This window comes from Desulfovibrio intestinivivus, from assembly GCF_053570665.1.
Genome location: NZ_JBRBQT010000001.1, coordinates 507,209 through 533,461, shown reverse-complemented (window position 1 = coordinate 533,461; position 26,253 = coordinate 507,209). Strand labels below are relative to the sequence as shown.

Below are 26,253 nucleotides of genomic sequence, written 5' to 3'. Positions count from 1 at the left end.
TTTCTATTCTGCACACATGAAACAGCGCGTTGTTTTCTTTCTTTATCCCGGCATTGTCTCGCTGGATGTATCCGGCCCGCTGGAGGTTTTTGCGGCTGCTACGGATATTCTGGCGCACAGCAACAAAAATGATCAGGGCTATACGCCCGTATTTGCCGCCTGCCCCCCCGGCCCTGTGCGAACCTCATCCGGTCTTGTGCTGACGGCGGAAACAACACTTGAAAATCTTTCGCCGGATATTCTTGTTGTTCCCGGCGCAGTGGATGCGGAAGCCATATCGGGGAATCCGCAGATCATAGAGCAGGTAAGTGCGGCGGCGGCCCGATCTGCGCGCATAGCATGCGTGTGCAGCGGGGCGTTCATTCTGGCGGCCTGCGGTCTGCTGCACGGCAAAAGGGCGGCAACCCACTGGCTGGTGGCTGACCGCCTGGCCGAGCTGTACCCGCAGATTAGCGTGGAGCCTGACGCCATTTTTGTGCGCGACGGCAAGACGTCCACAAGCGGCGGCGTTACGGCGGGCATAGATCTGGCTCTGGATATGGTTGAGGAAGACTACGGCGACAAACTGGCCATGGAAGTCGCCCGCGTATTGCTTTTGTACCGCCGCCGCCCCGGCAACCAGAGCCAGTACAGCTCAGCGCTGGCGGCGCAGGTCAATGCGGGCAGATTTGCCCCTCTGGTGCGCTGGCTGGAGGCTAACCTGGGCAAAAAACTGACTGTTGAGCGCCTGGCCGAGGTGGCGAACATGAGCCCCCGGTCTTTCGCGCGGGTATTCCCCGTAGAAACCGGCAGCAGCCCCGCCCGCTTTGTGGAAGGCTTGCGCATCATCCGGGCGCGTGAGCTCATTGAAGCCGGGGCTGAGTCTTTTGCCTCGGTGGCGCAGTCGGCGGGTTTTGGCAGCGAAGATCGTTTGCGCAAGGCCTTCATCCGCCGCCTTGGCCTGAGTCCCCACCAGTACAGCCGACATTTTTTTAAAGGAGAACAACGATGAAAACAGGCCTGACATACGGAATATATATTTATGAACAGGTGGCGGAGCTGGATTTTGTAGCGCCCATGCAGGTATTTGCGGCATCCAACCAGTTTGCCGGGGGCGGCAGGGTGGTGACGCTGAGCTGCACGGGCCAGACGCTCTGCGGATTGAGCGGCTTGCGCATTACGCCGGATTACAGTCTGCAAAACGCCCCGCCGCTGGATGTGCTGCTATTGCCGGGCACGGCGGAAGTTTCCGAATACGCCTGGAGCGACCACGGCATTCTGGATTGGGTGCGCCAGCAATATGAGAAGGTGGAATACCTTGCCGCAGTGTGCACCGGCGGGTTGATCCTGCAAAAGGCCGGGCTGCTCAAGGGCCGCCGGGCCACAACGCACTGGCAGCTCATGGACGCCCTTGAAAGCGACCCGGAAATAACGGCTCTGCCGGATGCGCGCTATGTGCGCGATGGCAAGATTGTCACCTCGCAGGGCGTGTCTGCAGGTATGGACATGGCCCTGTGGCTTGTGGGCCAGATCCATGATCCGGATCACGCCCGCCTTGTGCGCAAAATTTTGCAGTACGACCCGGCCCCGCCGTACACGGCCGAAGTTTAGTCGGCTCCAGCCCTTGCCAGACGTGTTGTCTGGCTGAAAATATAACGGCGCAGCTCTGTGAGGGTAACAGGGCTGCGCCGTGCGCGTGATGGAAAGTTGCTTAAATTCAGTTGCGTTCTTTAGAGCCGTTAACCCATTTCATGCGGAACCTGCCCTAACGCAGGCCGTTCTTTTTTTGAAATGCGAGGATGGACAGAAATTCAAAGCCGATGTTGGCCGCCAGATAGGCTGTCAGCTCGGCCTGATCTATGCCGGGCATGACCTCCACAATGTCAAAGCCTACATAGTGCAGGTTTTTGAGGGCGCGTACCAGGCTCAGCACCTCCCATGAGGTAAATCCGCCGACCTCTGGCGTGCCGGTGCCGGGGGCGTATGCAGGATCCACAAAGTCGATATCAAAGGTGAGGAAAACCTTTGTGTCGCCCACGCGCTGCTGGATGGCTTCGATAACCGCGGGCAAGCCCATCTCGTGCATGATGTGCGCGGGCAGCACCTTGAAGCCAAGATCGGCGGCGATCTTGAAGTCGTCCGGGTCGTAGAGCGAGCCTCGCATGCCCAGCTGGATAGAGGTGGACGGGTCGATGAGGCCTTCTTCCAGCGCACGCCGAAAGGGTGTGCCGTGGTTGTACGGCTGCCCGAATACGGATTCGTTCAGATCAAGGTGCGAATCAAAATGCAGCAGGCTTACCTTGCCGTGCTGGGCGGCAACAGCGCGCAACTCGGCCAGGGTGATGGCGTGGTCGCCGCCAAGGCCCAGCGGCACTGCGCCAGCTTCAAGCAGAGGCTGCATGAACTGGGTGATGGCTGCATACGAAGGCTCGATATAGCCGGGGACAATATTGACGTCGCCAAAGTCGCCGCCTGTCAGCTCGTTGAGAATATTGACCTCGAAGATCACGTTGTTGGGCTTGATCATGCTCGAAATATGCCGGATGGCCGAAGGCCCGAAGCGCGAACCCGTGCGGTAGGAACTGCCCGTATCAAAGGGAATGCCAAAAACCGCAAAATCCATACCCGTGGGGTCGTCCATACGCGGCATGCGCATGAAGCTGCCGGTGTTGCAGAAACGTGGGGACGAAGACGCGCTGGGTGGTTGCATGGAAGCCATATAAACCTCGATGTTTGGGCCGGAAGAGTTCGGTCTGTTATCGTGGCCGCCGCAATGGGGGCCGATGCTTGTATTTTTGCCGCGCGGTCAGGCCGCGTAGACCTTGTATTTGATGTCTGAAGGCACGCAGTTTTTACCGTTGATGGGCAAAATATCCTGCGGGCAGGCCGACATGACCACCACGCAGTCAAAGTGGGCTTCAAGCACCACGTAGTCGCCCGCCTTGCTCAAGGGCGGCAGCCAGTGGGCCTTGTTGTCCACAATGGGGGTGTTCATCCACAGGTTCAGCGGGCAGGGGCAAAAATCCACCTGTATGCCCATTTTGCGCAGGGCCGCATACATATTGTCCGTGCAGTTGGCGTGGTAGCCCTGCACGCCAAGGGCCATGTAGCGGTAGATGTCGCAGGCGGCCATAAAGGTGTCGTGCGCGCCGTTACTGGTGTCTTCCAGCATGGTGAGCACCGGGCGGCGGCAGTTGGTCACCAGCCTGTCGCCCGGGCCGGGAATGCCCTTGTTGAGATCGGGCCGCACATGCTGCATGGACATATATTCCTGTGGGTTGCGCAGGTTGAAGGCCCAGGTGTCCACCACCTGCTCCCCCGTGATGTTGACGATCTTGATGCGTTCACCGGCCCGCACAATGGCGGCATCGCCGCAGCGGCCGGGAATGGTGATGTATTCGCTCATGGTCATGTTCTCCTGCCAAAGGCTTGTGCCAGATATTCTGTCTGCCGCTCGTAACTGATGTTGGCGGCAGTGCTACAGGCGCTAGGCAACCTGTCCGTTGCGGTGCGTCCAGCTTTTTAGAAAGGCCGCAAGGCGGGGGCTTTCCGGCGTATGAAAAAGTTTGTCCGGCGGCCCTTGCTCCACAACGTGTCCGCCTTCCATAAAGACCACCCGATCCGCCACCTCGGCGGCAAAGCCCATTTCGTGGGTCACTATGAGCATGGTCATGCCATCGTTGGCCAGACTGCGCATGACTTGCAGCACATCGCCCACAAGCTCGGGGTCGAGGGCTGAGGTTGGCTCGTCAAACAGCATGATGCGCGGCTCCGTTGCCAGGGCGCGCGCAATGGCAACGCGCTGTTGCTGCCCGCCGGAAAGCTGGGCCGGGTAGCTGTTGCGCTTTTCGGCAAGGCCTACGCGTTCAAGGCATTCCATCCCTTTTTTTTCGGCGGCGGCGCGGCTTTTGCCAGCAACGGAAATGAGCGCTTCGGTAATGTTTTCCATGACAGTCATGTGCGGCCACAGGTTGAAATGCTGAAACACCATGCCTAGGTCGCGCCTGCTTTCGCGGATGCGTGTTTCGCTGGCGCGGCGGCGAGTGCCGTTGTACTGCACCTCGTAGCCCATCAGCGCGCCTTCAACCAGGATTTCGCCCTCGTCGTACACTTCAAGAAAGTTGACGCAGCGCAGCAGGGTGCTTTTGCCCGAGCCGGAAGGGCCGATAAGGCAGACCACTTCTTTGGGCATGACTTCCATATCGATGCCCTGAAGCACCTCGTGCTGCCCATAACGCTTACGCACATCGCATATTCTGATGGCTGGAGTGATTGTTTCTTCCATGACCTGTTCTCCTTTGGAGCCTTGGCGGCGCGTATTTCTGTAAAAATTGCGCGCGTCTGATGCTGCGTTAACGCGTCAAATGCCTGGTCAGGCGGGCCTCCGCCTTGCCGCACAAAACCGCCACTGCCTCGGAAATGATCCAGTAGAGCAGAGCCAGCAGGCACAGGGGCATGACGATTTCAAAGCTGATGTTCATGATGCGGGTCGCGGTCTTGGTCAGTTCCGCCACGGTGATGATGGAAAGCACCGCTGAATCCTTGATGAGCGTGATGATCTGGTTGACTGCGGGCGGCAGAACTATCTGGGCCATCTGCGGCAATTCTATGCGCCACAGTCTGCGCCAGGGGCGAATGCCCAGGCAGTGCGCGGCCTCGCGCTGACCCTCGGGTATGGACTCAAATCCGGCGCGGAAGATCTCGCAAAAATAGGCGGCGGCATAGAGCGACATGCCCAGCATGCCTGCGGGTTCCGCATCCAGCACAATGCCGATTCGGGGGCCGCCGTAATAGAGCAGATAGAGCTGGATAAGCAGAGGCGTGCCGCGAAAAAACTCCACATAGCAGGCAACGGGCTTGCGCAGCCAGGGGAAGATGCGGCGGCCAAGTTCTGCGGCAAAACCCAGCGCCAGACCGCATGCTATGGCGACCAGACTGATGCGGATGGTCACCCAGAGCGCTGCACCAAAATCCGGGCCGTTTTCAATCAAAAAACTCTGCCAGCGGGCCAGAAAGGTCGTGAGGGCGTCCATCAGTGCTTCCCCTTGAGGCGTTCGCCCAGGCGAGAAATAATCAGGCACAGGGCCAGATAAATAATGGCTGCGGCCAGATACACTTCCACAGGCTTGTAGGTTGTGGACACAAGCTGCTCGCTGCGGCGCATGAGTTCGGTGACGCCGATAACAGAAATAAGTGACGAGTTCTTGAACAGGATGATGAACTCATTGACCAGCTCCGGCCCTGTGAGCGACAGCACCTGCGGCAGCTGGATGCGCGTGAGAATACGCATGCGGCTGAGGCCCAGAGCCTTGGCCGCTTCGATCTGCCCCACGGGTATGGAGTTGAAGCCGCCGCGATAAATTTCGGCCTGAAAGGCGCTGGTGTTGAGGCCAAGGGCCAGCACGGCAACCAGCAGTGAGGGCACTTCAATGTTGACTGCCGAGGGCAGGTAGAACAGCAGAAACAAAATCACCAGCACGGGAATGCCCCGCATAAAGCTGATGTACAGCCCCGCCGCCCGCTTGAAGCCCCAAAACTGCGACCGCCGCATCTGGCACACCGAAATGCCGAGCACAACACCCAGCGAGATTGCCGCCATAGCCACAAAAACCGAAGTTATTGCGCCCTGGAGCAGCTCCGGCATAATGGAAAGGATGAAGCTGCATTCGTTCATGATAGCCTGCTGTGGATGCATCCACTCGGTTGGGCGTTTCCGGCGGGGAACAGTGGGAGGGACTCCCCTGCGGCACGGCTCCCCGCCTGTCAGTATGGTGTTTTGAGCAAACTGGATGCCATTGTGGTGATTATTGTTTATTGACAGTTAGTTACCAAGTTTTGATTGATTTTTTTTGGAGCTTTGTGAAAACAAAAAAGTTTTGATTCCGCAATGTTGGATTTATACAAAACATTTTTGTTTCATTCCGCGATCATAATGTGGTTTGGGGCTGTGCGCTTCGAAAGGCCGCCTGCGCCGCAAGAAAGGCAAAGACCACGGAGGCTCCAGCCAGAGCGGTAATGCCCGCCACGTCCTTGTCGGGCAGCACTTCCACCAGATCCATGCCAACAGCGCGGCACTTGCTGCAAATGCCGCGCACAAGGGTCATGGCCTCGTAGGTGGTGAAACCTTCCACCTCTGGCGTGCCGGTGCCGGGGGCATAGGCCGCATCAAGAAAATCAATGTCAAAGCTCAGAAACACCGGGGCGTCGCCAATGCGTGCAAGGGCCTCGCGTATCACAGCCTCCGGCCCCATCGCGTGGGCCTCGTGCCCCATGATGATGCGCAGGCCCTGCTGGCGGGGCCAGTCAAGGGCGTTGCGGCCGTAGAGCGGCCCGCGAATGCCGATCTGCGTGGAATGCTGGGGCAGGATGAGGCCTTCTTTCAGCGCCCAGTAAAAGGGGGTGCCGTGATTGTAGGGCTTGCCGTAATAGCTGGGTATGGTGTCGCTGTGCGCGTCAAAATGGAGCAGGGCCACTGGCCCATGCGCCGCATGCACGGCGCGCAGGTTTGCCAGGCTGATGCTGTGGTCGCCGCCAAGAATGACGGGCAGGGTTTTGGAGGCGAAAAAGGGCTTCAGGCCGCTGGTGATGGCGGCAAAGCTGTCTTCCATATAGCCGGGGATGGTGTCGATGTCGCCGTGGTCGGCGATGGTGAAGCTCTCGTTCACGTCCACATCAAGTTCTGGAGAGTAGGGCTTGAGCAGGGTTGAGGCCTCGCGGATTGCCGCCGGGCCGAACCTGGTGCCAGGCCGGTATGATACGCCGCTGTCAAAGGGAACGCCGATAATGGAAATATCAGCCTGCGGGGTTTCGCCCGTTGCCATCGGTTGCCGCATGAAGGTGCGGATGCCGCAAAACCGGGGGGATTGCAGGGAATTGACCGGACACATACCTATTCTCCTGAAATAATGTGCAAACTGGTAAAAGCAGACCCCGGCCTCATAGGGCCGGGGCCATGTGTGAAGGAAGTAAAGGCTATTGAACGGGAGTGGGCAGCTCTGTAGGAATTTCCATGGTGAAGCCAAACCACTTCTGCTGAAGCTCAGCCATCTTGCCGCTGGTGATGAGCTTGCGCAGCCCGTCATCAAAGAAAGCCGCAAGGCTAGCGCTGTCCGCATCGTTGCGGCCAACCCAGGTAAAGTAGACCTTGGGGCCGAAGGGCGGGGTGAGAATTTTGAACATGCCGGGACGGCGTTTGATAACATCCGCAAGGTTGGGGTAGGACTGCGCCACGCCGTCAAGGCGTCCTGCGGCAAGGTCGGCGTAGGCTTCGTCAAAGGCCACGTATTCCTTGACCTTGATTTTGTCCTTGCCGCCAAGTTTTTCGGCAAGCAGGTCGATTGCCTTGATCTGGGCGGAGCCGGTCTGGCAGCCCACGGTTTTGCCGCTCATGTCTTCGGGCTTTGCAAAGGGGCTGTCTGCGCGCACCAGCATGGCCACAGTGGCGTCAGCCACGGGCACGCTCAAGGCGTAGTGTTCGTTGCGTTCCTTGGTGGCGGTGACAGACGTGACGATATAGTCAAATTTTTTGGCGCTCAGGCCGGGCAGGATGCCCTGAAAGGGAATATCCATGCGCTTGACCTTAACGCCGGGCATGTCCTTCATGATGACTTCAAGCAGGTCGGTGCTGTAGCCCACGATTTTGCCGTTTTCCATAAATTCAAACGGCGTAAAACGGGCTTCGGTGCCGATGACGATTTCGCCCTTGGCCTTGATATCCGCAAGCAGGTCGGCACGAGCGGTATTGGCGCCCATGAGGAGCGAACTTGCCAGCGCTGCACCAACCACAACTTTTTTCAGCAAAATATTCATACGAAAACCCTCCAGATTTTGCAGAGGGTATTGCAACATGATTGCCAAAGTTAAAAATTGTTTTATTTCAGATAATTAAATATTTTTAATTAAAATAACAGGGGATTGCTAAAACAATATTGTTTTATTGTCCTCATAAAGCCACTGTAGATTACAAATTTGTATCGCTGCTGGGGCAAGCGCCTGTTTGGTGCGGGCTTTGCTTTTGCCGCAAAGAAAAGGCCTCCGCGAGGAGGCCAATACTGATGGAAGGTTGCAAGTGGTTGAGCGCTACAGCCATGCCCGCCAGATGCAGACCAGAGCCGCAGCGGCAATGATGCCGCGCAGCACGGTGCGGAAACGTTCAGGGTTGATCTTCTTGGCAACGGGGAAGGCGCACAACGTGCCCAGCACCGTGGCAGGCATGCCGTATGCGGCGTAGCGCAGCACCTCGGGCGTGTATAATCCCGCTCCGGCCTGAAGAACGCAGGTCAGCGAAGCCCTGATGATAAAAAATACGCCCAGCGTGCCGAGAAATATCCGTGGAGTCCACCCGGCATAAAGGCCGTAGGCTCCTACAGGGGGACCGTCAAACGAGATGGCCGACCCCAGCACGCCCGAGGCAAAGCCCGCAAGCCCGCCTTTGAGCCAGGATTCCTGCCCGGTCTGGCTTACGCGCGAGCGGCTCTGCCACAGCACAAATGCCAGCAGGAGTACGCCGGTCATGCCCTGGAGCATGCTGCCAGGAACCATCTGGAGAATGAAAAGGCCGATGATGGAGCCGGGGATGGCCCCGGCAAACAAGGGGTACAGCGCGCGAACCTTGCAGTACCGAAAATGCATGGCGGCGATCATGCCGTCCATAACAAGATTAAGTATGCAGCTCAGGGCGATGACAACCTGAATGGGAATAAACAGGGCCGCAAGGGGCAGGGCGATCATGGCGCCGCCGATGCCGCTTGCACCTGAAACAAAACCGCCCACAAACCAGGCGATCACAACGACAAGAACAGGAATATCCATAGGGCCTTCGCTGATCCGGCAATAGAGCCGGGGTGGAACGTATTCAACAGGCAACACGGCAGGTTGCAGCCACCTCTTGGCCTTACGCGTGAAGCACGGCGCAGGTCAACCTGGCGGAAAGGGCCGGTGGCGCAAAAGACGTGCCCGTGCAGGGCAGGCCGGGGGAGTATTTGCGCCTTTTCAGGTATGCAGCAACATGCTAATCTTGCTAAATGTTTCTGAGGCAGTCTGAAATTTTGGTTTATTCCCAACCGTTACGGATAGTTGCCAGTGACTGATCTTTTGAGCAACTTTGATGCCTTCACCATGGCAGTTCTCGTGGCGGCCCTCTATTTCTCGCTGTCTTCCGTGCTTGTGTATACGTACTTGTGCCGCCGAACCTATCCTGGGTTCGGGAGTATGACGCTCGGGCTGGTTTCCTGGTCTGTAGGGCTGTTTCTCAACTATTTCCGTCCCTTTGATTTTTTGCTTTCCCTCTACTTTGGCGGCGTGCTGATGCTGCTCTCCGGGGTTTTTCTGTTCCGTGGCATGCTGCTGTATGGCGGTGTCAGGCCGAAGCGTCGCATGGCAGTAAACTACGGTGTTTTTGCGGTCGTTTCAGCTGTGATAGCCTACTACATGTTTGTTGATTTCAACACTTGCACAAGGGTCGCCGCATTTTCCCTTGGCATGGCTTTCATGTTTCTCCGCATCGGGTTTGAACCGTATGTGGTCAAGGGTTGGAAACGGCATGCGACGCAATCCCTGCTGTCGGCGATGTTTGTTGTTCTTGGGGCAGTGTTTGTGCTGCGCGCGTACAAGGCCTTCAACTCCGTGCAGTGCCTTCCCTCCGGGCCGGATGACATGGCCAAGGCCATGTTGCTCATGGCAATGTTCATTGCCTCAATTTTGACTTTCAGCATCATCGCCATGACATTTGCCAGAATGGAAGCGGAACTGCGGGTCGCCAACGAAGAACTTCAGGATATGTCGGAGACTGACGCCCTCACCAGCCTTGCCAATAGGCGCAAGTTTGATGCCGCGTATGAGAGCGAGTGGAAGCGGGCCGTGCGTGGGCGGCTTGGCATGGCCATTGTGATTCTGGATGTTGACGACTTCAAGAACTACAATGACCAGTACGGCCATCAGGAAGGCGATGAGTGCCTGCGCAAGCTGGCGCAGGTTCTGCAAGCACATGCCCGGCGCACCACGGATGTAGCCGCCCGTTATGGCGGGGAGGAGTTTGCCCTGATTCTGCCTGGCATGGGCGCTACAGAGGCGCTTGCGCTGGCGGAGGATGTGGTTCGGGCTTTTGCAAAGATGCGCATTGAGCATGCCACTGGCAGGCACGACAATGTTGTTACCGTGAGCGCCGGAGTTGCCGTGCTGGAACCCACGGGAAAGAAAAACAGGCGTGAACTGCTGCGCGCGGCAGATGCCGCCCTGTACGCCGCAAAGGCCAGGGGCAAGAATACCGTGGTGCACTCCGCCGGAGCGGAGGGGGCTACTGGTCGCGCGGGATAATTGCCGGCCCGGTGCTGACGAATCCTCTTTTTTCCAGATCTTCCACTGAAAGCGCTTTTGCGAAAAAGAATCCCTGCCCGATATTGCAGCCCATCATTTTGATTTTGGTGAACTGCCCTTCGTTTTCAATGCCTTCCGCAATGGATGCTATGCCCAGATATTTTGCCAGATCAATGACCGTCTGCGTGATGGCGCAGGCATCCGGGGCCTCGTCCAAGTCCCGCACAAAAGACTGATCGATCTTGAGCCTGTTGATGGGGTAGTGGCGCAGGGACGACAGCGAAGAAAAGCCGGTGCCAAAATCGTCAATGGAAATTTCCAGCCCCATATCGCGGAACCTGCCCAGAGCGCGGCGGGCCTCCTTGGGGTCGGTCATAAGGGCGCTTTCTGTCAGCTCAATGGCGAGCAGATACGGCGGAATGGAATATTTGTTGAGAATACGCTCAATCATGGGCAAGGCCGCGCCACGCAAAAACTGCGATGGTGAAATATTAATGGAAACCTTGGGCGGGTTGAGCCCTGCGGCGCGCCACTGCTCGATCTGCGCGGCGGCACTGTCGGCAACCCATTCGCCCAGTTTGTCGATAAGGCGTGTTTTTTCCGCCTGGGGAATGAACTTGCCGGGGAACAGCAGCCCGTCATTGGGGTGCTGCCAGCGCACAAGGGCTTCAAGCCCGATTATGCGACCGGAATCCAGTTCCACCTGCGGCTGGTAGTGCAAAACCAGCTCGTTTTCTGTAATGGCGCGCGGCAAGCCGCTTTCTATCTGTAGCTGGATGGCCGCCTTGATCTGCAACTCGTCATTAAAGAAGCTGAAAGTGTTTTTACCCTGCCCCTTGGCATGGTACATGGCAATATCGGCATTTTGCAAAAGAGTGCTTATGTCGCTGCCATGCTGTGGGTACACGGCTATGCCAATGCTGACCCCGGCGTAGATTTCAAAGCCGCATACGGAAATGGGCTGGCGTAATGATTCAATGATGCGCTGCGCTGTGGCCGCAGCCTTGGCCTCGTCCACATTTTCCAGCAGCAGGGTAAATTCATCGCCGCCAAAGCGTGAAACAACGGCATCCGCGCCCGCTCCGGTGGTGAGGCGGAGGGCCATTTCTTTAAGCAGGCTGTCGCCCGCCGCATGCCCGATGGAATCATTGACTATTTTAAAATCATCAATGTCGATAAAGGCAACAGCAAACTGGCAACTGTTGGGCGGGTAGCAATCCAGCGCTTTTTGCAGGCGGTCGCAAAACACGGCGCGGTTGGGCAACTGCGTCAGTTCATCGTGCGTGGCCAGAAACTCAATGCGCCTTTGGGTTACGGCGATTTTTTTGATGTCGGCAAACACGCCGATATAGTTGGTTATGACCCCGCGTAGGTTGCGCACTACCTTGATGTTCAGCCATTCAAGGTAAAAGGTACCGTCCTTTTTCTTGTTCCAGATTTCGCCTTCCCACCAGCCGTTGGAAAACAGCTGATCCCACATGTGCCTGTAAAATTCCGGCCCGTGACGGCCTGAGGCCAGCACGCGCGGGGTCTTGCCGATTATTTCCGGTTGCGAAAATCCCGTGAGGCGGCAAAACGATTCGTTGACGGCCAGAATGTTTGTTTCGCTGTCTGTTATGCAGATGGCCTCGCCGGTGAAATCAAATACCTGTCCCGTAAGCTCCAGCTGTTTTTCGGCTTCATCGCGGCGGCGCAGGCTGTCGTAAGCAAGAAAGGCCAGAGCCACCAGCAGGGCGGATACCAGCGCCGCACCGCATAATGTGGCGGTGCGTATCTGCTCAAAAGGCGCAAAGGCGTTGCCCACCGCGCTGCCCACCACAAAGGTCAGCCCATACTGGCCAATCTTGTAATAGCCGAATATCCGTTCGATGCCGTCAATCTGCGAAGGGCGGCGAAAGTTGCCGCTGATGGGGGAGTTTGCTTGCAGGTAGGCTGTGCCGCTGATGATATGCCCGTAGATGAGGCCCGCTCCTGTGGAGCGCACAAGCAGTGTGCCGTCAGAGCGGATGACATCGATGGAATCTTGCGCATCAAGGCCAAGGCTGCGAAAAAATGAGGCAAAGTAGTCTGGCTCAACAGAAATAACAATGACGCCGACAAGTTTGTCTTGCCGGACAATGGGGCTGGAAAACTGGATGGTCCATTTGCCGGAAACGCGGCCCAAAACTGGCCTGCCAACATGAATTTCCCGCCAGGGCGGGGTGAGGTGCACACTAAAGTGTTCTCTGTCGGCTATGCTTATGCCCGCAATGTGCGGCAGGGTTGAATAGGCAACAAGGCCGTTGGGCTCAACTATGGAAATTTGCAGCGCCAGATCGCCGATGATTTTTTTCAGCCGCTCTGCTTCTGCGCGGATATCCTTTTGGTCTGGAGTCCATGCTGCATCCAGTTCCTTGATGGCAAGCTCAAGGCGCTTGATTGTGGACAGCATGTGCTCGCTCAGGGCGCGGGCCAGGGTGCGCGTGGTAATTTCAACGTTAGACTGAACTTCTTTTTCTGAGCGCGCAATGTCCCACAGGGTTGCCGACCAGATGATCGTCAGCAGAAAAAGAAGGGACGCCGCCGTGATGGCAAGCATGCGCCTGTTGCAGTTGCATAACGCGCCTTTCTTCTCTCTGGTGCTTTGCTCTGCTGTGGGCATGATCTCACCATTATTTGAAAGGGATTCAGCGGGGTGCTGTGAAAGCCGATTTGCTCGCCCGCCGTGCCAATGCCGCGCCAAGCACACGCTGTTGCAGCAAGTTTATATGAAGCCGTCTGCTTTTTGAATAAAAATAGTTGGATAAAATATAAACATTTGAAATAAATTAGTTTTTTATTTAGGCGGCAGTGCTGCACTGGCGCTCAGACATTTAGAACAAGTCGGTTGCTGCTCTGCGCACAGCCTGGTTTTGACCAAATATTTGCAGGGTAGGGCCTCATGGATGAACTGGAAAAATACACGCCATGTTTGCACAACTCTTTGCAGTGCATAGAAAATATTGTGTTGAATGGCGTATTAATTGTACTGTATATAATTTTTAAAAATTATGACTACTATAACTGTGATTCGTAACGACAATATGTCGAGATATATCGTTTTCATTGATATTCTATACTATTTTATTTGTTTTAAGCAGAATATATAAGTAAATTTGATAAAAATTATGAAAATAATATGGCGAACAGTTGATGTGAAAAGTAGAATGTAGTTGTAATTAATACAATATATTAAATGTCTTTATAACAATTTTGTATTGGAATAATGCTGCATTAATGTGATGAAAAAAATAAATGTTATAGAATTATTGTGGTTACGAATATTGTGAAATTGCAATATTTTTATCTAGTCAAGCCGTATTTACAATGCTATTTTCTGAACATCTTCAGCTAAGCACGGTTGTTCGGAGGAAGCATGGATAAATTTTTGCGTTTTATCTGTTTGTGTTCTGCCCTGACCCTCATGCAGCTGGGGGCAATGGCGCTGGTTTCAGGAACTGCCCTTGCGCAAAACGACAGGGGCACCTCATCCGGCCCCGTACAAGCCAAGGGGTATCCTCACCCCGACCAGTATCTCACCGTACCCGGCGTTAAAATCGCCGATAACCTGGAGCCTGTCATTTCCCATCCAGAGCAGGACAAGGCCGTTCGGGAAAAACTGGCTGCTCTGGAAAAAAAGTTCGGTAAAAAACCCAACATCCTGGTTTTTGTGCTTGATGACGTTGGCTGGATGGATGTGGGCTTTAACGGCGGCGGCATAGCCGTGGGCAACGATACACCCTCGCTGGACAAATTCGCTTCCGAGGGGCTTATCATGACCTCGGCGTATTCGCAGCCAAGCTGCACGCCAACCCGCGCCACCATAATGACCGGGCAGCTGCCAGTGCATCACGGCCTGCAATACCCGCCCATGTATGGACAGGCGGGCGGTCTGGACGGGGCCATCACCATTGCAAAACTGCTTTCCGATCAGGGCTATGTGACCCAAGGCATAGGCAAGTGGCACATGGGTGAAAACGAAGGCTCCCTGCCCAACAATGTCGGCTTTGACGATTTTCGTGGATTTCTGTCAGTTTCTGACGAGTACACGGAATGGCGCGACATCAATGCCAACCCAGAGATTGCCCTCAATCCCCCCAGATTTGCCGCGTTTGAAAACGCCCCCTTCAGCCACAGCGAAGTGCAGTGCAAAAAAGGTGAAAAAGGCTGCAAGGATCTGCGGGTTATTGATCTCGACAGCATCAAGCATCTGGATGACGACCTGACGACCTACGGCGAAAATTTCATCAAGGCCCAGGCAAAAAATCCCAAGCCTTTCTTTTTGTATTTTGGCACGCGCGGATGCCATTTTGATAACTATCCCAGCGACAAATATCTGGGCAGATCCCGCGCCTGCACACCGTATTCCGACTGCATGGTGGAAATGGACGATGTCTTCGCCCGCCTGATGAAGGCCCTTGAGGATTCCGGCCAGATTGACAACACGCTGGTTATTTTCACCTCGGATAACGGACCGGAAGGCGAAGTCTCCCCCTATGGCCGTTCGCCGTTCCGCGGGTACAAGGGCACCACCTGGGAAGGCGGCACCCGCGTGCCCACGTTTGCCTATTTCAAGGGCGTGATCTCCCCCCGCAAGACAGAAGGTCTCTTTGACCTGGCGGACATTTTGCCCACGGCGCTTTCCCTCGCTGGCAAGCCCGGAGCAGAGCTTGCCAAGCTGCTGCCCCCAGACCGTTATGTGGACGGCATCGACCAGCTTTCCTTCCTGCTGGCGGACAAGGGCAACTCCAACCGGCGCAGCATTCTGTACTGGCTGGGCACCACCTTTGCGGCTGTGCGCATTGACGAGTTCAAGCTGCACAAGGCTGTGCAGATCACCGACATGATCACCCGCAAGGGCTACAATGGCGGCTTTACCGGGGGCATCGTGGAAAAAACCGGCGGCCTTGTGATGTTCAACCTGTATACCAATCCGCAGGAAGACGATTCCGTGGGTATTCGCCACATACCGGTGGGGAATGTCATTAATTCGGAATTTGGCCGCTACCGTGGCGTGTTGCAAAAGTATCCGCCCAATTTCCGTCTGCCAGGATATTAGGCTTGAAAATAGCAGAGAATATATGCAGATGCGGGCAGGCCCTGTTGCTGGGGCTTGCCCTTGTCTGCGGGCCGGACGCACCCCTTGCAGCAGATGCCTCTGATGGATTTGCCGGTTCGCAAAGCTGCAAGAGCTGCCACGAAAAATTTTATTCCCTCTGGTCCACATCCCGTCACGGGCTGGCCATGCAGCCGTATGCAGATGCCACGGTTGGCGCGCAGCTGGCCCCGCAGGGTAAAGGCATTGAATCCGGCGGGCGGGTGTACCGCGCCTATTGCGGGCCGGGGCAGGGCTTTGTGCGCGAGACTGGCCCAGACGGCGAACACGACTACGCCATTGCGCAGGTGCTCGGCGGCAAAAACGTTTATTATTTTCTTACAACCCTTGAGCGCGGGCGTTTGCAGACCCTACCTCTGGCTTTTGACGTGCGTAACCGCCAGTGGTTTGCGGTTGCAGACAGCACGGCGCGGCGCAGCCCTCACTTCCGGGCTGGCGGGCGCGAGGGCCTCAACTGGCGCGACCGCGCCTACACCTTCAATACCTCCTGCCACGCCTGCCATGTCAGTCAGCTGGCCACCAATTATGATGCGGCAAGCGATAGCTACCGCACCACATGGCGTGAGCCGGGCATCAACTGCGAGACATGCCACGGGCCGTTGCAGGCCCACAATGACGCTTGCCTTGCCGCGCAACCGGGAAAGCCGCCTGCGGATCTGAAAATCATTCGTATAAAAAAAGATCTGGATCGCCAGCAGCGCGACGATTCCTGCGCCTCGTGCCATGCGAAAATGTCGCCCCTCACGGATTCGTTCCGCCCGGGCGAGCGCTTTTTTGACCACTTTGATCTGATCCTGCTGGAAAATGAGGATTACTATCCAGACGGGCGCGACCTGGGGGAAAACTTTACCTTCACTTCCTGGCTGTCTGCCCCCTGCGCGCGCGCGGGCAAACTGGAATGCATCTTTTGCCATACCTCCAGCGGGCGTTTCCGTCAGGCCAAGGATCCGGATCAGGCCTGCCTGCCATGCCATAAAGACAAGGAAGCCGGGCTGGACAAACACACCCGGCACAAGCCGGAAAGCCCCGGCTCCCGTTGCATTGCCTGCCACATGCCCAAGACGGACTTTGCCCGCATGAGCCGGAGCGACCACTCCATGCGCCCGCCAACGCCTGCCGCAACTGCCAGTTTTGGTTCGCCAAACGCCTGCCTTGGTTGCCACCCGGATAAGGATGCCGCATGGGCAGATGCCCTTGTGCGCCAATGGCGGCCCAGAGACTATCAGGCCCCGGTGCTGGCCCGCGCCCGGCATATTCTGGATGCGCGGCAGCGTAACTTCAGCCAATTGCCAGCCATGCTTGCCTCCCTGACGGAGCCGGGGCGAGATGCTGTTTACGCCGCATCCATGTTGCGCCTGCTGCGCGCCTGCCCGGACAGCGCCAAGTGGCCGGTGGTTCGCGCGGCCCTGAGCGATGAATCCGAGCTGGTTCGCGCCAGTGCCGCTGCCTCGCTGGCTGAAAATCGCGAGGCTGCCACAGTGAGCGCCCTTGCCAAAGCCTGCGCCGATCCATCCCGGCTCGTGCGGGTTCGGGCTGCCGAGGCCTTGGCTGGCGTGCAGAGCCAGGATATCCCGGAATCTTCGCTGCAGGCTGTTGCCAAGGCCAGAGAAGAACTGGAGCAATCCTTTTCTGCCAGAGCCGATGACTGGACGGGCAGTTATAATCGCGGCAACTACCTGCTGCGCTCGGGCGAGCCCGCTGCGGCTCTTTCGGCCTATGAGACCGCCTTGCGCCTGCGGCCGGACGCCAGCGCCGCCCATGTCAATTCCGCCATGGCTCTGGCCCGTCTGGGCAGCATGGCCGGGGCGGAAGCTTCCTTGCGCAAGGCACACGAGATTGATCCCGACAATGCCGCCATTGCCTATAATCTTGGCCTAATACTGGCAGAGCGCGGCCTCAGGGCAGAGGCAGAGCAGATGCTGCTCAAGGCTTTACGCCTTGCCCCGACCATGTCTGATGCCGCCTATAATCTTGGTCTTCTTGCTGCCAGAACTGACCGCGCCAAAGCCCTGGGGTATTTGTGCCAGGCCGCCGGAATGCAGCACGGCAGTCAGCGTTACGCTCAGGCCATCCGCCAGATCAGCGGCGATACAGATATCGAGAGCGCGTGCGCAAAAAGTTCTGCCAAGCGGGCGCAATGAGTGCTGGTATGGCCTGGCTGCAGGCTGTGATTTACGGCTGCTGCGCCTGTGGGCAGCCGTAATTTTGCCGGTAACGGTTTGCGAAGTTCAAAAGTGGAGAGGGGCAATTGTCCATGTAAGATGATCAATCAACAAGGTGGGTAGGTATGGTGCCAAGAATCTTATTGGGGTTGGTTCTGGTGGCAGTGGTCACTGTTGGTGCGGTTATGCAGTCGCAGGCCTGCACCAGCCTCAGGGTGAAATCCACGGAAGGGCATGTTTTTTATGCCCGAACAATGGAGTTCTCCACATCCGACCAGCCGCAGGTTGCCGTGATGCCCAAGGGCACGGTCATGAGGGGAACACTGCCCGATGGCAGGCAGGAGGGTGCCACGTGGACCTCAAAATATGGCTTTGTCGGCATGCGCGATTACGGCCCGCCCCTAGTCAGCGATGGTATGAATGAAAAAGGCCTGGTGGTCGGCATGCTGTTCTTTTCCGGGTATGCCGGATATCAGCCTTATGATCCCGCCTTTTCAACCAAGACCATTGCCAATTTTGAAGTGGCCAACTGGCTGCTTTCCAATTTTGCCACGGCAGAAGAAGTGCGCGAAGGCCTCAAAAACATACGAGTTTGTGAAGCCATCACAATCCTGCCGGGTGGTATGCCCATGCACTACGTGGTGCACGACGCCGGGGGAAATTGCATTGTTGTTGAATACATGGAAGGTCGCCTTAATGTTTATGACAACCCCTTGGGAGTCATGACCAATTCGCCGCCCTTTGACTGGATGGTCATCAATCTTTCCAACTACGTAAATCTCTCCGCCAACGGCGTTCCCAAGCTTGATCTGAAAGGTTTCTCCATCTACCCCACGGGGCAGGGCTCCGGCATGCTGGGTCTGCCCGGCGATTACACTCCTCCCAGCCGTTTTGTGCGTTTTGTGGCGCTGACGCAGACCGCCCTGCCTGTCAGCGGCCCCGATGCTGGCGTGAATCTGGCCATGACGCTTATTGATAACGCCGATATCCCCAAGGGGGCAGTGCGCCAGAAAACTCCCGAAGGCGACAAGTATGACATGACCATCTGGTCTGTGGTGGGCGACACCGAACGGCTTCGCTACTACTTCCGCACCTACTACAACAAAAACTGGTCGATGGTCGATGTGCTCAAGGCCCTGTCAAATGCCTCAGGGCCTAAAGTCATTCCCATAATGACCCAACCTGATTACAAGGATGTGACAGATTCGGCCAAGCCAGCCCCGTAGCCACAAGCCGCCGTTGGTAGCGTACACAAAAGGGAAGCACTATGAATATAAAACAGCGTGCGGCCTCACTGGTTTTGTCTCTGTCAGTCTTGGTCTTTATGGTATGTGCGCCTGTCTGCGGTGCTCGGGCTGTCGAGCCTGCCCCGGCAGAGGCGAATGAAGGCGCTCAAAACGACTTCAAGCTGGTGCTGATTCCATACGGCTGGCTTACGGGCTTTACCGGCACCCTGGGGGCCAGGGGACATGAAACCCACGTATCCAACAGCTTCGGGCAGCTGGAAAAGTACCTGAACTTTGCTGCCATGGCCCACATGGAAATGTACTACCGGGATAAGGTGGGCTTGATTGCCGAGGTCAATTATGCGCGCATGGGCGAGCAGACTTCGCGCAAGGGTGTTTCGCTTGACGGTCAGATGACGTCCACAATGTCTGACGTTGCTGCTTTTTACCGATTGGGCACCGTGCCGCTCAACGACAATGGCGGTAAGATAAGCTTCGATATTCTGGGCGGCGTGAGAATCTGGACTATGGAAATGGGCTTGAGCGCGGAATATCAGCAACTGGAAGCCTCGAGCCGCATTTACAGAAGCTGGGTAGACCCGATCGTGGGCGCGCGAACGACCATTCATCTGGATAAACACTGGTTCATGGATTTGCGTGGTGGGGTGGGCGGCTTTGGGGCTGCCTCAACCAACACGTGGGACGCCATGGGCGTAGTGGGCTATAATTTTTGGAAAAACGCCACCGCCATCTTGGGGTATCGTGCTGTTGGACTGAACTATGAATCCGGCAGCGGCAGGGATAACTTCAAGGTCAACGCTGTTCAGCATGGCCCTGTTGTGGGGCTGGCGCTTACATTCTAGGTAAAAGCTCTTTTGGCGCAGCCTGAAGGGAAGGTAGCCGCCCCTGATCTTTTTTGCTGAAGATCAGGGGCGGCTTTTTCGTATGGGGAGCGAAGAGTTGTTCGTGACCCGTTAAGCGAGATAATTCCAATCAATATGATGCAATATCAAAATATAAATTTTACGAATAAATAATTATATATAAATAAATGGTAATTTGACATTATATTTATAAAGGTATAATATTTGAGCGTAGTGTGGAACTGTCCACATTATAAACTAAGGAGATAGTATTATGAAAAAGCTTGGAAAGAAAACCACTCATCAGCATGAAACAGTTGAAGCCTACGCTTGCTTGTGCAGCCCCTGCCAGTGCAACTCCTGCGGGCCTTGCGGCATCTACAGCAGTGCAACCATGGCCCGCTACGACAGCAAGTCCTCTCGTGACGGCGGTGGTTCTTCTGCTCGCAAAAAGTAGAAAAGACTAATTTTATTGATTTATTTTTTTTAACAAGCGTAGAGTAAGGGGATTTAATTTCTTTTGCTCTACGCTTGGCCTAACTTTCCCGCACTTTTGGACTAGCCATAGACAGAGGATAAATATGTTATCATATAAAGATGCCTTTGTGCATCCATTCAATACGGCCAATGCGAACTACTTGTACGATGTGAATACAGGAATGATTTTGAAGGTAAGCAACTCAATTTATAATTATTTCAAAAATAATTCCGCAGAAGATACCTTGGTTGATAAAGATCGTAGGGATCTGGATCGCATGACCGCAGATGGGTATTTAAAGCCAAATAATATCTCCAAAATTGAACACGGGTACATGAAGTTTCTTCCAGAACTTCTTGATAAGAAAATTCAAGGTATCACTTTGCAGGTTACTCAAGACTGTAATCTTAGATGTAAGTATTGTGTTTACTCAGGTGAATATAAAAGCAGGACACATAAGAAAAGTTATATGACCATCGAGATGGCACGAAAAGGCATTGATTACCTTATCAAGCATTCGACAGAACTCGAAGAGATTACAGTTGGTTTTTATGGTGGGGAACCTTTGCTTAATTTTGACCTGCTTAAAAATGTTGTCGCATACACGCGGTCCAAAGGTGTTGGAAAGAGAATTCTCTTTCATATTTCTACCAATGCAACCTTGTTTAACGATGAGAAGCTCAAGTTTCTTGAGGATAATAATTTTTCCGTCTTGATAAGTGTTGATGGGCCCAGAGAAATACATGACGCGAATCGGCGCTTTTTATCTGGCGGTGGCACATTCGACCATATCATGCGAAACCTGTCCAAAATAAAAGAAGAGTACCCCAGGCTTCATCGAAACATAATCTTCAACGCTGTTATCGACACTACGTTGGATCCGGTTTGCACAAACCAATTCTTCATATCCTGCGAAGATTTTGAGAATATGTCCGTCCAATCTTCTTTGATTAGCTCTGAATATCGGACGAAGGCTGATGATGTGCCAGAAAGGTTCATTATTGATGAAGAGATGGAAGTCTTTAAAATATACCTCCAAAAGATCGGACGTCTGGGAAAAAAGCACATAACTCGATTCGCAGATAATAAATTCAACACAATGTACGGTGCTATGTATGAAATGCGACCACGGTCGGCTGAAATACCGACTGCGATTCATCCTTCCGGTCCGTGTATACCTGGTGCCCGAAAACTGTTTATGACTGTCGATGGCACATTTATTCCCTGCGAAAAAGTCAGCGAGATTTCGGATGCGATGAAAATCGGATCTGTGGATACTGGATTCGACCTGAAAAAAGTGGAAGCTCTTCTAAACATAGGCAAGTTGACGGAAGAAGAGTGCAAGAACTGCTGGGCCCTCAGACTGTGTGATGTCTGCGCACTGGCTGCGGATGAGGTTAGCGAAAGAAACTCTTTGTCCAGAAGCAAAAAACTCACTGCTTGCCCCGGGGTGTTGAATTACTCAGAAGAGTTGCTCAAAAACTTCTGTACTCTAAAAGAATATGGATATTCGTTTAGTGGTCAAGAACGAACCATGCTCGCACTTGGGAGGAATCCGTCATGAACTACAAAACAATTGTTTACCCCTTTGATCGGAATTTCTTGCCCATTCTGCGTTCAAAGCAGTACCCGTTGGATATTGAAATCGTCGGCCTTGTTGCTCCGGAAGGTTGGGGATTTGCTGGGTTTGACGCTGGGGCCATCGACTTCGGGGCTGCTCTGGATATTGAGGTGACGTCAAATTTTCAGCAGCAGCTTGCCAGTTGCGACACAGTTCTGTTTGTTGAGATTGATCATAGCACCGAAACGCTACCGGACATAAAAGACTCGATCAATCTTGCCATCGATGCCCAAAAAAACATCTTCTGCACTTACCCATTATCACAAACTGATACGGAAGAAATTTCAGAAAAATGCAAGGCAAACCGTCTCGAATTCAGAAATTATAGGAACGAACAGGATTCTGGAGCCAAGGGTGAACTCTCTTATCGTTCAAAGAAAATTTTTGAACTTGATGTGCCCGTGCTGATGTGTTTCGGACTTATGGAACAAGTTGATAAATTTCAGACTCAACTAAGTTTTCTGAATTTTTTCCGAGAAAAAGGATACAAGACGGAACTTGTCAGCTCTCGAAATCTGGGCCGTTTCATTGGAGCTAATTCCATGCCGTCTTTTATGTTCGACAATGGTATGTCTGATGAGGAGAAAGTTTATAACTTCAACGGGTACATCGTTGATCTTTGCATAAAAACTAAACCGGACATGTTGATCATAGGTGCTCCTGGCGGGTTAATACCTACCAACCGCAGTCTGTCAAACCGGTTTGGAATATGCCCTTTTCTTATCACCAGAGCGGTTATACCGGACATCTCAGTTGTGTGTCTTCCCTACGAAGATTTTAAAGATGAGTACTTCAAGGAATTTGATTTGATGATGAAGTATCGTTTTTCCTCAGAAAATAATTTCTACTCTGTAAGCAACCTTGTTTTGGACTACCTTTCAAGGGCCGTTCCCGACGAACATTCCATCCTACACGCTAGGCAATGCTCATTGAAGTCAATCAATTCCTACAAAAACAGAGTTTTTCATATCACGGAACGTGATGCTCTAATGGAAGCAGTTTTTGAAGGATTTATCGAAAACGCCGCCTATTCGGTGCTATAGGAGACTCTTAATGGAATCCATTGAAAATATTATCGTAAGTTTGTTGAATAAAATATACGGAAACCAGAGATTCAATAAACTCCCGGACTCCGACTTGAATTTATTTGGATATGAGATCGCTCTGGTTGCTCGCGAACTATTATATGTGGTAATGGAGATTGAAAAGACATTCTCGTTCAAATTTTCTGAAGAAGACTTCATTGATCCTGACTTCTACACAGTCAAAGGGTTTATTAAAAAAGCCCAGAGCCATTTGTCATAATAGAAGTAAAGAGTGCTTCCTCACATTGTAATCATAGATGATGGTGTTGATGATGAACACTTTGATTTTCAAGTGCAAAGTGATCTTGAATACTGCCATCAGGCTGGTAGGTTCGTGGAGAGGCTCCACACAAATACTGTTGAGCGTGTAAGTCATGGGACGATCTGCGCAGCAATCATTCGGCAGTATTTTGGATCATTCATCTGTAGCAGTTTAAAAATACTTGGCGCTGAATGGAAATGCAATATTCAGGCATTACTTGCGGCCTTGGACTGGTGCATTGCACATGATGTAGACATTGTGAATATGAGCCTGGGATCGACAGATTTCAGGGATGAGGAGCGCCTCCTGGCGAAGGTAAACGAACTAGCCAGGAAGACGACCATGGTTGCAGCGCAGTCGAACGACTACCTCCGGTCATATCCAGCTTGCTTCACAAACGTCATTTGTGTGAACAATCTGGTAACTGACTCATCTGACCTTATCCTGCGAAGAGCCGATGTAGATGGGGTGGATATATCTGCCAAAGGTATTCACCACCTCACCCCACGATATGGTTCCGCCTTTTGTACGGACAACGCGAATAGCTATGCTGCACCCTTCGTAACAGCTCAAATTTGCGGCCATTTGACGCAGAGCCGAAAAAAAGAGTTTTACTTGGCAAAAATGGCAGGTTGCGACCCTGCTCAGTTCCATCGCTCTTATCCCATACCTGACTGGATTCGTGAGGCAATTGTTCTTTCAAACTCTGGTGCGCCGGACAATCTTCCGTACAAAGTTCACAGTTGGCGACTGGATGATTTTCTTGGCTTTCCTCTGCGCAAGAAGCAGGTGGGCAATGCAGACTCTCTGGTTGTCCTTCTTGATCGTTCTAGTATCACGCAGGGAGACATGAGCTCACTTTTAAGCATTGCCGCTGACTATGAACTTGATGTCGTGATGACAGATGAATTGCTTGATGGGCACAATGAAGAGATAGATGGTTCCAAGTGTCGGATGTGGACTCCGGCCAGCTCTAGAATTGAAGTCGAATTCAAACGAACAGATGTAGAAATACCTATAGTGGAAATATACCACAAAGATCTTTTTGAACTGATACAGAGGAGTCTCGATCTACGTAAACACTTCCGCGAGTGCGGCTATAACGCCACATTGGTTCTTAGAAACTCCATTGCTGGTATATTCGGCTTAATGTATATCCCTCCATCGCAAAATATTTCGAAGATTTTCCGTAAAATTACACACTATGCGGCTAGCGATATCATCCTTGTTGCCTGCGAAGGAGACGGAACTGAGGAGAGCAGTGTTACAGCCGATATGCACATGGTTCTCGCCGACTATAAAGATACGATTGGTCTTTACAACAGGATTGTGGAAAATTTCTGCGCAGTATGAAAGACAATGCCCTTATCTTACGTTTGCTGGCCTACCTGGCCCCTTTCAAAAAAAGGCTAGTGGTTATTGGCCTATGCCTCCTCGTCTATTCGAGCGTGTTTCTCACGTACCCTCTTCTTAATAAAGCCCTGATTGATAATGGAATTTTGCGTAATGATTTTAAAGTGGTGGTGACGATAGCACTTTGCCTCTTGGCTTTGTTGGGCGCCAACTCCATGATCAGTATCGTCCGTGAAAAACTACGGGCAGAATTAGCAGCAGAGATAAACAAACGTCTGTTTAATGATATATTTAAGGCGTTAATGAATACACATGTCCATTTTTTTCATCAAAGAGATACAACATCACTTTACAATGACGTAGCCATGGACGTTCATAATGTAACCAGAATATGTGACAATAACGTTTTTTTTATAGTAACGCAGCTGTTAGGGTTCATTGGCGGCTCAATAGGTTTGATGATTATTGATCTACGACTCATTGGCATAGTCATACTATTCATCCCAGTAAAATTTTTTCTGGTCTTATTTTTTTCAAGCAAAAGAAAGGCCCTGATTGCGTATCTGATGGGGGCAAGCAATCGTTTCTCAAATTTTTTTGGAGACAGTACCGCAGGCACAAGAGACATTCGTCTTTTCGGCGTTAAAGATATCATTGTAAAACAATTTTCAGATAATATCGCTCAAGTCGCTGATACCGAAAAGCGTATAGCCGTATTCGACGAGATGAATACATCTCTTGATCTTTTCCTGATGCATGCGCTGGAAACTATTCTTTATATAATCGGTTCCTATTTCATATTCCAAAGTTCCTTATCTATTGGGAGTTTATTTGCATTCATAACTTACAGTATGCAGGTTATGAACCCTATCGCCTCTTTTTTAAATCTCAAATACGTGCTTACAGGAATCCTTCCATCAGCGAACCGGTATTTTCAGCTATTGGACACATGCTTGCGCCAAGATGAAAATACCGGTTCGGCTCCAATTCAAAGGATTGAGCAAATCGATTTTATTAATGTTTCTTACTCATATGCAAATAAGAAGGTTTTAAAGGACGTCTCCTTTTCCCTGAAACAAGGAGATCGCGTTGCGGTCATCGGCAATAATGGCTCGGGGAAATCAACGTTGCTCGATATTATTGAACGTTTTATTACCCCGTCTCATGGTCAGATTCTAGTTAATGGGCTTGATTACACGGAATATTCTCTCGAAGCATATCGAAATACTATTGGTTGCATGAACCAAGATAACCATATTTTCAATCTAACCATAGCGCAGAACGTAAAATTTTTCAGGAAAGTTCCTGATGCCGATCTGGATCTGCTTTTTGGCAAGCTGCCTGTAAACTACTTCTCATTTATTTCTGAGCGCCAGGAGGAGTTGGCAGGGCAAGGCGGTGCGAATCTGTCCGGAGGCCAAAAACAAAAAATTGCTTTGGCCAGGCTGCTGCCTTTTAAAAAATCTCTTTACCTACTGGATGAACCAACAGCCAGCCTCGACGGGTCGACAAAAACACACTTCCAGCACTTCTTGTCTCAAGCTTTCAACTCATGCATTGTCATAATGATTACGCATGACCCGAGTTTGCTTGAGTGGGCGAATATAATTTTGCGGATTGAAGACTCGGGAAACGTGGGTGTATTCACTACGCTGAGGGAATTAATTGTTCAAGATCCTGACGCGGAGTCTCTTATTACTCCGCTGAAGTAAGCCGCATCGTCCATAGTCATTGCAACCGATACTCCATGGCATACGTGGATTTATTTTTTATAGA

22 protein-coding genes are annotated in these 26,253 nt (G+C 52.9%); 13 read left to right on the top strand and 9 right to left on the bottom strand.

What is annotated here, in order from left to right; all coding sequences use genetic code 11:
- Positions 1-16: 16 nt before the first annotated feature.
- Entirely contained in the window at positions 17-991 is a 975-nt protein-coding gene (locus ACUZ9P_RS02230) for a GlxA family transcriptional regulator (protein WP_449248473.1), read from the top strand.
- Complete coding sequence (locus ACUZ9P_RS02225) at positions 988-1,590, top strand: DJ-1/PfpI family protein (protein ID WP_449248472.1); 603 nt, start codon at positions 988-990, stop codon at positions 1,588-1,590. Before ACUZ9P_RS02230 ends, ACUZ9P_RS02225 begins: the two co-directional genes overlap by 4 nt.
- A gap of 154 nt (positions 1,591-1,744) precedes the next feature.
- Here ACUZ9P_RS02225 and speB (ACUZ9P_RS02220) read toward each other — a convergent pair whose 3' ends face one another.
- The 8 genes from speB (ACUZ9P_RS02220) to ACUZ9P_RS02185 form a co-directional block, all read right to left on the bottom strand.
- Positions 1,745-2,698, bottom strand: a complete 954-nt coding sequence (gene speB / locus ACUZ9P_RS02220; RefSeq protein ID WP_449248471.1) for an agmatinase — start codon at positions 2,696-2,698, stop codon at positions 1,745-1,747.
- A gap of 87 nt (positions 2,699-2,785) precedes the next feature.
- Complete coding sequence (locus tag ACUZ9P_RS02215; RefSeq protein WP_449248470.1) at positions 2,786-3,385, bottom strand: DUF1989 domain-containing protein; 600 nt, start codon at positions 3,383-3,385, stop codon at positions 2,786-2,788.
- Positions 3,386-3,466: 81 nt separating this feature from the next.
- Positions 3,467-4,264, bottom strand: a complete 798-nt coding sequence (locus ACUZ9P_RS02210) for an amino acid ABC transporter ATP-binding protein (protein ID WP_449248469.1) — start codon at positions 4,262-4,264, stop codon at positions 3,467-3,469.
- Between the two features lie 67 nt (positions 4,265-4,331).
- The gene (locus tag ACUZ9P_RS02205) at positions 4,332-5,012 is read right to left on the bottom strand and encodes an amino acid ABC transporter permease (protein WP_449248468.1); all 681 of its coding nucleotides are present in this window, start codon (positions 5,010-5,012) and stop codon (positions 4,332-4,334) included.
- Positions 5,012-5,653 (bottom strand): amino acid ABC transporter permease, encoded by a 642-nt coding sequence (locus ACUZ9P_RS02200; RefSeq protein WP_449248467.1) that lies wholly within the window; start codon positions 5,651-5,653, stop codon positions 5,012-5,014. The genes ACUZ9P_RS02205 and ACUZ9P_RS02200 overlap by 1 nt, the downstream gene beginning before the upstream one ends.
- 253 nt (positions 5,654-5,906) lie before the next feature.
- Positions 5,907-6,866: an agmatinase gene (gene speB, locus ACUZ9P_RS02195; protein ID WP_449248466.1), complete on the bottom strand. Its 960-nt coding sequence runs from the start codon at positions 6,864-6,866 to the stop codon at positions 5,907-5,909.
- A gap of 85 nt (positions 6,867-6,951) precedes the next feature.
- On the bottom strand, positions 6,952-7,788 hold the full coding sequence (locus ACUZ9P_RS02190) for a transporter substrate-binding domain-containing protein (protein WP_449248465.1): 837 nt from the start codon (positions 7,786-7,788) through the stop codon (positions 6,952-6,954).
- A gap of 270 nt (positions 7,789-8,058) precedes the next feature.
- Complete coding sequence (locus tag ACUZ9P_RS02185; protein WP_449248464.1) at positions 8,059-8,790, bottom strand: sulfite exporter TauE/SafE family protein; 732 nt, start codon at positions 8,788-8,790, stop codon at positions 8,059-8,061.
- 270 nt (positions 8,791-9,060) lie between these two features.
- On the opposite strand from ACUZ9P_RS02185, the gene ACUZ9P_RS02180 reads away from it, so the two are divergent.
- Positions 9,061-10,293, top strand: coding sequence for a GGDEF domain-containing protein (locus ACUZ9P_RS02180; protein WP_449248463.1), 1,233 nt, complete (start codon positions 9,061-9,063; stop codon positions 10,291-10,293).
- Here ACUZ9P_RS02180 and ACUZ9P_RS02175 read toward each other — a convergent pair.
- Complete coding sequence (locus ACUZ9P_RS02175) at positions 10,274-12,934, bottom strand: bifunctional diguanylate cyclase/phosphodiesterase (protein ID WP_449248462.1); 2,661 nt, start codon at positions 12,932-12,934, stop codon at positions 10,274-10,276. The two genes, ACUZ9P_RS02180 and ACUZ9P_RS02175, sit on opposite strands and share 20 nt — an antisense overlap.
- A 753-nt stretch (positions 12,935-13,687) precedes the next feature.
- Between ACUZ9P_RS02175 and ACUZ9P_RS02170 the strand changes: the two genes are divergently transcribed.
- The 10 genes from ACUZ9P_RS02170 to ACUZ9P_RS02125 all read left to right on the top strand — a co-directional run bounded on the left by ACUZ9P_RS02170 (position 13,688) and on the right by ACUZ9P_RS02125 (position 26,189).
- A complete protein-coding gene (locus ACUZ9P_RS02170; RefSeq protein ID WP_449248461.1) occupies positions 13,688-15,370 on the top strand; it encodes a sulfatase-like hydrolase/transferase in 1,683 nt (560 codons plus the stop codon).
- Positions 15,371-15,372: 2 nt separating this feature from the next.
- Complete coding sequence (locus ACUZ9P_RS02165) at positions 15,373-17,568, top strand: tetratricopeptide repeat protein (protein WP_449248460.1); 2,196 nt, start codon at positions 15,373-15,375, stop codon at positions 17,566-17,568.
- 146 nt (positions 17,569-17,714) lie between these two features.
- Positions 17,715-18,815, top strand: coding sequence for a linear amide C-N hydrolase (locus ACUZ9P_RS02160; RefSeq protein WP_449248459.1), 1,101 nt, complete (start codon positions 17,715-17,717; stop codon positions 18,813-18,815).
- Positions 18,816-18,856: 41 nt separating this feature from the next.
- Positions 18,857-19,678 carry a hypothetical protein gene (locus ACUZ9P_RS02155; protein WP_449248458.1) on the top strand — a complete coding sequence of 274 codons (822 nt, stop codon included), beginning with the start codon at positions 18,857-18,859 and terminating at the stop codon, positions 19,676-19,678.
- Between the two features lie 274 nt (positions 19,679-19,952).
- The gene (locus ACUZ9P_RS02150; RefSeq protein WP_449248457.1) at positions 19,953-20,135 is read left to right on the top strand and encodes a CLI_3235 family bacteriocin precursor; all 183 of its coding nucleotides are present in this window, start codon (positions 19,953-19,955) and stop codon (positions 20,133-20,135) included.
- A gap of 124 nt (positions 20,136-20,259) precedes the next feature.
- Positions 20,260-21,720: a Cys-rich peptide radical SAM maturase CcpM gene (ccpM, locus tag ACUZ9P_RS02145; protein WP_449248456.1), complete on the top strand. Its 1,461-nt coding sequence runs from the start codon at positions 20,260-20,262 to the stop codon at positions 21,718-21,720.
- Positions 21,717-22,820, top strand: coding sequence for a TIGR04066 family peptide maturation system protein (locus tag ACUZ9P_RS02140; protein WP_449248455.1), 1,104 nt, complete (start codon positions 21,717-21,719; stop codon positions 22,818-22,820). Before ccpM ends, ACUZ9P_RS02140 begins: the two co-directional genes overlap by 4 nt.
- 10 nt (positions 22,821-22,830) lie before the next feature.
- Complete coding sequence (locus ACUZ9P_RS02135; RefSeq protein WP_449248454.1) at positions 22,831-23,082, top strand: hypothetical protein; 252 nt, start codon at positions 22,831-22,833, stop codon at positions 23,080-23,082.
- A gap of 12 nt (positions 23,083-23,094) precedes the next feature.
- On the top strand, positions 23,095-24,477 hold the full coding sequence (locus ACUZ9P_RS02130) for a S8 family serine peptidase (protein ID WP_449248453.1): 1,383 nt from the start codon (positions 23,095-23,097) through the stop codon (positions 24,475-24,477).
- Positions 24,474-26,189 (top strand): ABC transporter ATP-binding protein, encoded by a 1,716-nt coding sequence (locus ACUZ9P_RS02125; protein ID WP_449248452.1) that lies wholly within the window; start codon positions 24,474-24,476, stop codon positions 26,187-26,189. Before ACUZ9P_RS02130 ends, ACUZ9P_RS02125 begins: the two co-directional genes overlap by 4 nt.
- Positions 26,190-26,253 lie beyond the last annotated feature (64 nt).

Bases quoted from the DNA above. Each gene is read 5' to 3' on its own strand.
- ACUZ9P_RS02230 (WP_449248473.1), top strand. From the start codon at position 17: ATGAAACAGCGCGTTGTTTTCTTTCTTTATCCCGGCATTGTCTCGCTG.
- ACUZ9P_RS02225 (WP_449248472.1), top strand. From the start codon at position 988: ATGAAAACAGGCCTGACATACGGAATATATATTTATGAACAGGTGGCG.
- speB (WP_449248471.1), bottom strand. From the start codon at position 2,698: ATGGCTTCCATGCAACCACCCAGCGCGTCTTCGTCCCCACGTTTCTGC.
- ACUZ9P_RS02215 (WP_449248470.1), bottom strand. From the start codon at position 3,385: ATGAGCGAATACATCACCATTCCCGGCCGCTGCGGCGATGCCGCCATT.
- ACUZ9P_RS02210 (WP_449248469.1), bottom strand. From the start codon at position 4,264: ATGGAAGAAACAATCACTCCAGCCATCAGAATATGCGATGTGCGTAAG.
- ACUZ9P_RS02205 (WP_449248468.1), bottom strand. From the start codon at position 5,012: ATGGACGCCCTCACGACCTTTCTGGCCCGCTGGCAGAGTTTTTTGATT.
- ACUZ9P_RS02200 (WP_449248467.1), bottom strand. From the start codon at position 5,653: ATGAACGAATGCAGCTTCATCCTTTCCATTATGCCGGAGCTGCTCCAG.
- speB (WP_449248466.1), bottom strand. From the start codon at position 6,866: ATGTGTCCGGTCAATTCCCTGCAATCCCCCCGGTTTTGCGGCATCCGC.
- ACUZ9P_RS02190 (WP_449248465.1), bottom strand. From the start codon at position 7,788: ATGAATATTTTGCTGAAAAAAGTTGTGGTTGGTGCAGCGCTGGCAAGT.
- ACUZ9P_RS02185 (WP_449248464.1), bottom strand. From the start codon at position 8,790: ATGGATATTCCTGTTCTTGTCGTTGTGATCGCCTGGTTTGTGGGCGGT.
- ACUZ9P_RS02175 (WP_449248462.1), bottom strand. From the start codon at position 12,934: ATGCCCACAGCAGAGCAAAGCACCAGAGAGAAGAAAGGCGCGTTATGC.
- ACUZ9P_RS02170 (WP_449248461.1), top strand. From the start codon at position 13,688: ATGGATAAATTTTTGCGTTTTATCTGTTTGTGTTCTGCCCTGACCCTC.
- ACUZ9P_RS02160 (WP_449248459.1), top strand. From the start codon at position 17,715: ATGGTGCCAAGAATCTTATTGGGGTTGGTTCTGGTGGCAGTGGTCACT.
- ACUZ9P_RS02155 (WP_449248458.1), top strand. From the start codon at position 18,857: ATGAATATAAAACAGCGTGCGGCCTCACTGGTTTTGTCTCTGTCAGTC.
- ACUZ9P_RS02150 (WP_449248457.1), top strand. From the start codon at position 19,953: ATGAAAAAGCTTGGAAAGAAAACCACTCATCAGCATGAAACAGTTGAA.
- ccpM (WP_449248456.1), top strand. From the start codon at position 20,260: ATGTTATCATATAAAGATGCCTTTGTGCATCCATTCAATACGGCCAAT.
- ACUZ9P_RS02140 (WP_449248455.1), top strand. From the start codon at position 21,717: ATGAACTACAAAACAATTGTTTACCCCTTTGATCGGAATTTCTTGCCC.
- ACUZ9P_RS02135 (WP_449248454.1), top strand. From the start codon at position 22,831: ATGGAATCCATTGAAAATATTATCGTAAGTTTGTTGAATAAAATATAC.
- ACUZ9P_RS02125 (WP_449248452.1), top strand. From the start codon at position 24,474: ATGAAAGACAATGCCCTTATCTTACGTTTGCTGGCCTACCTGGCCCCT.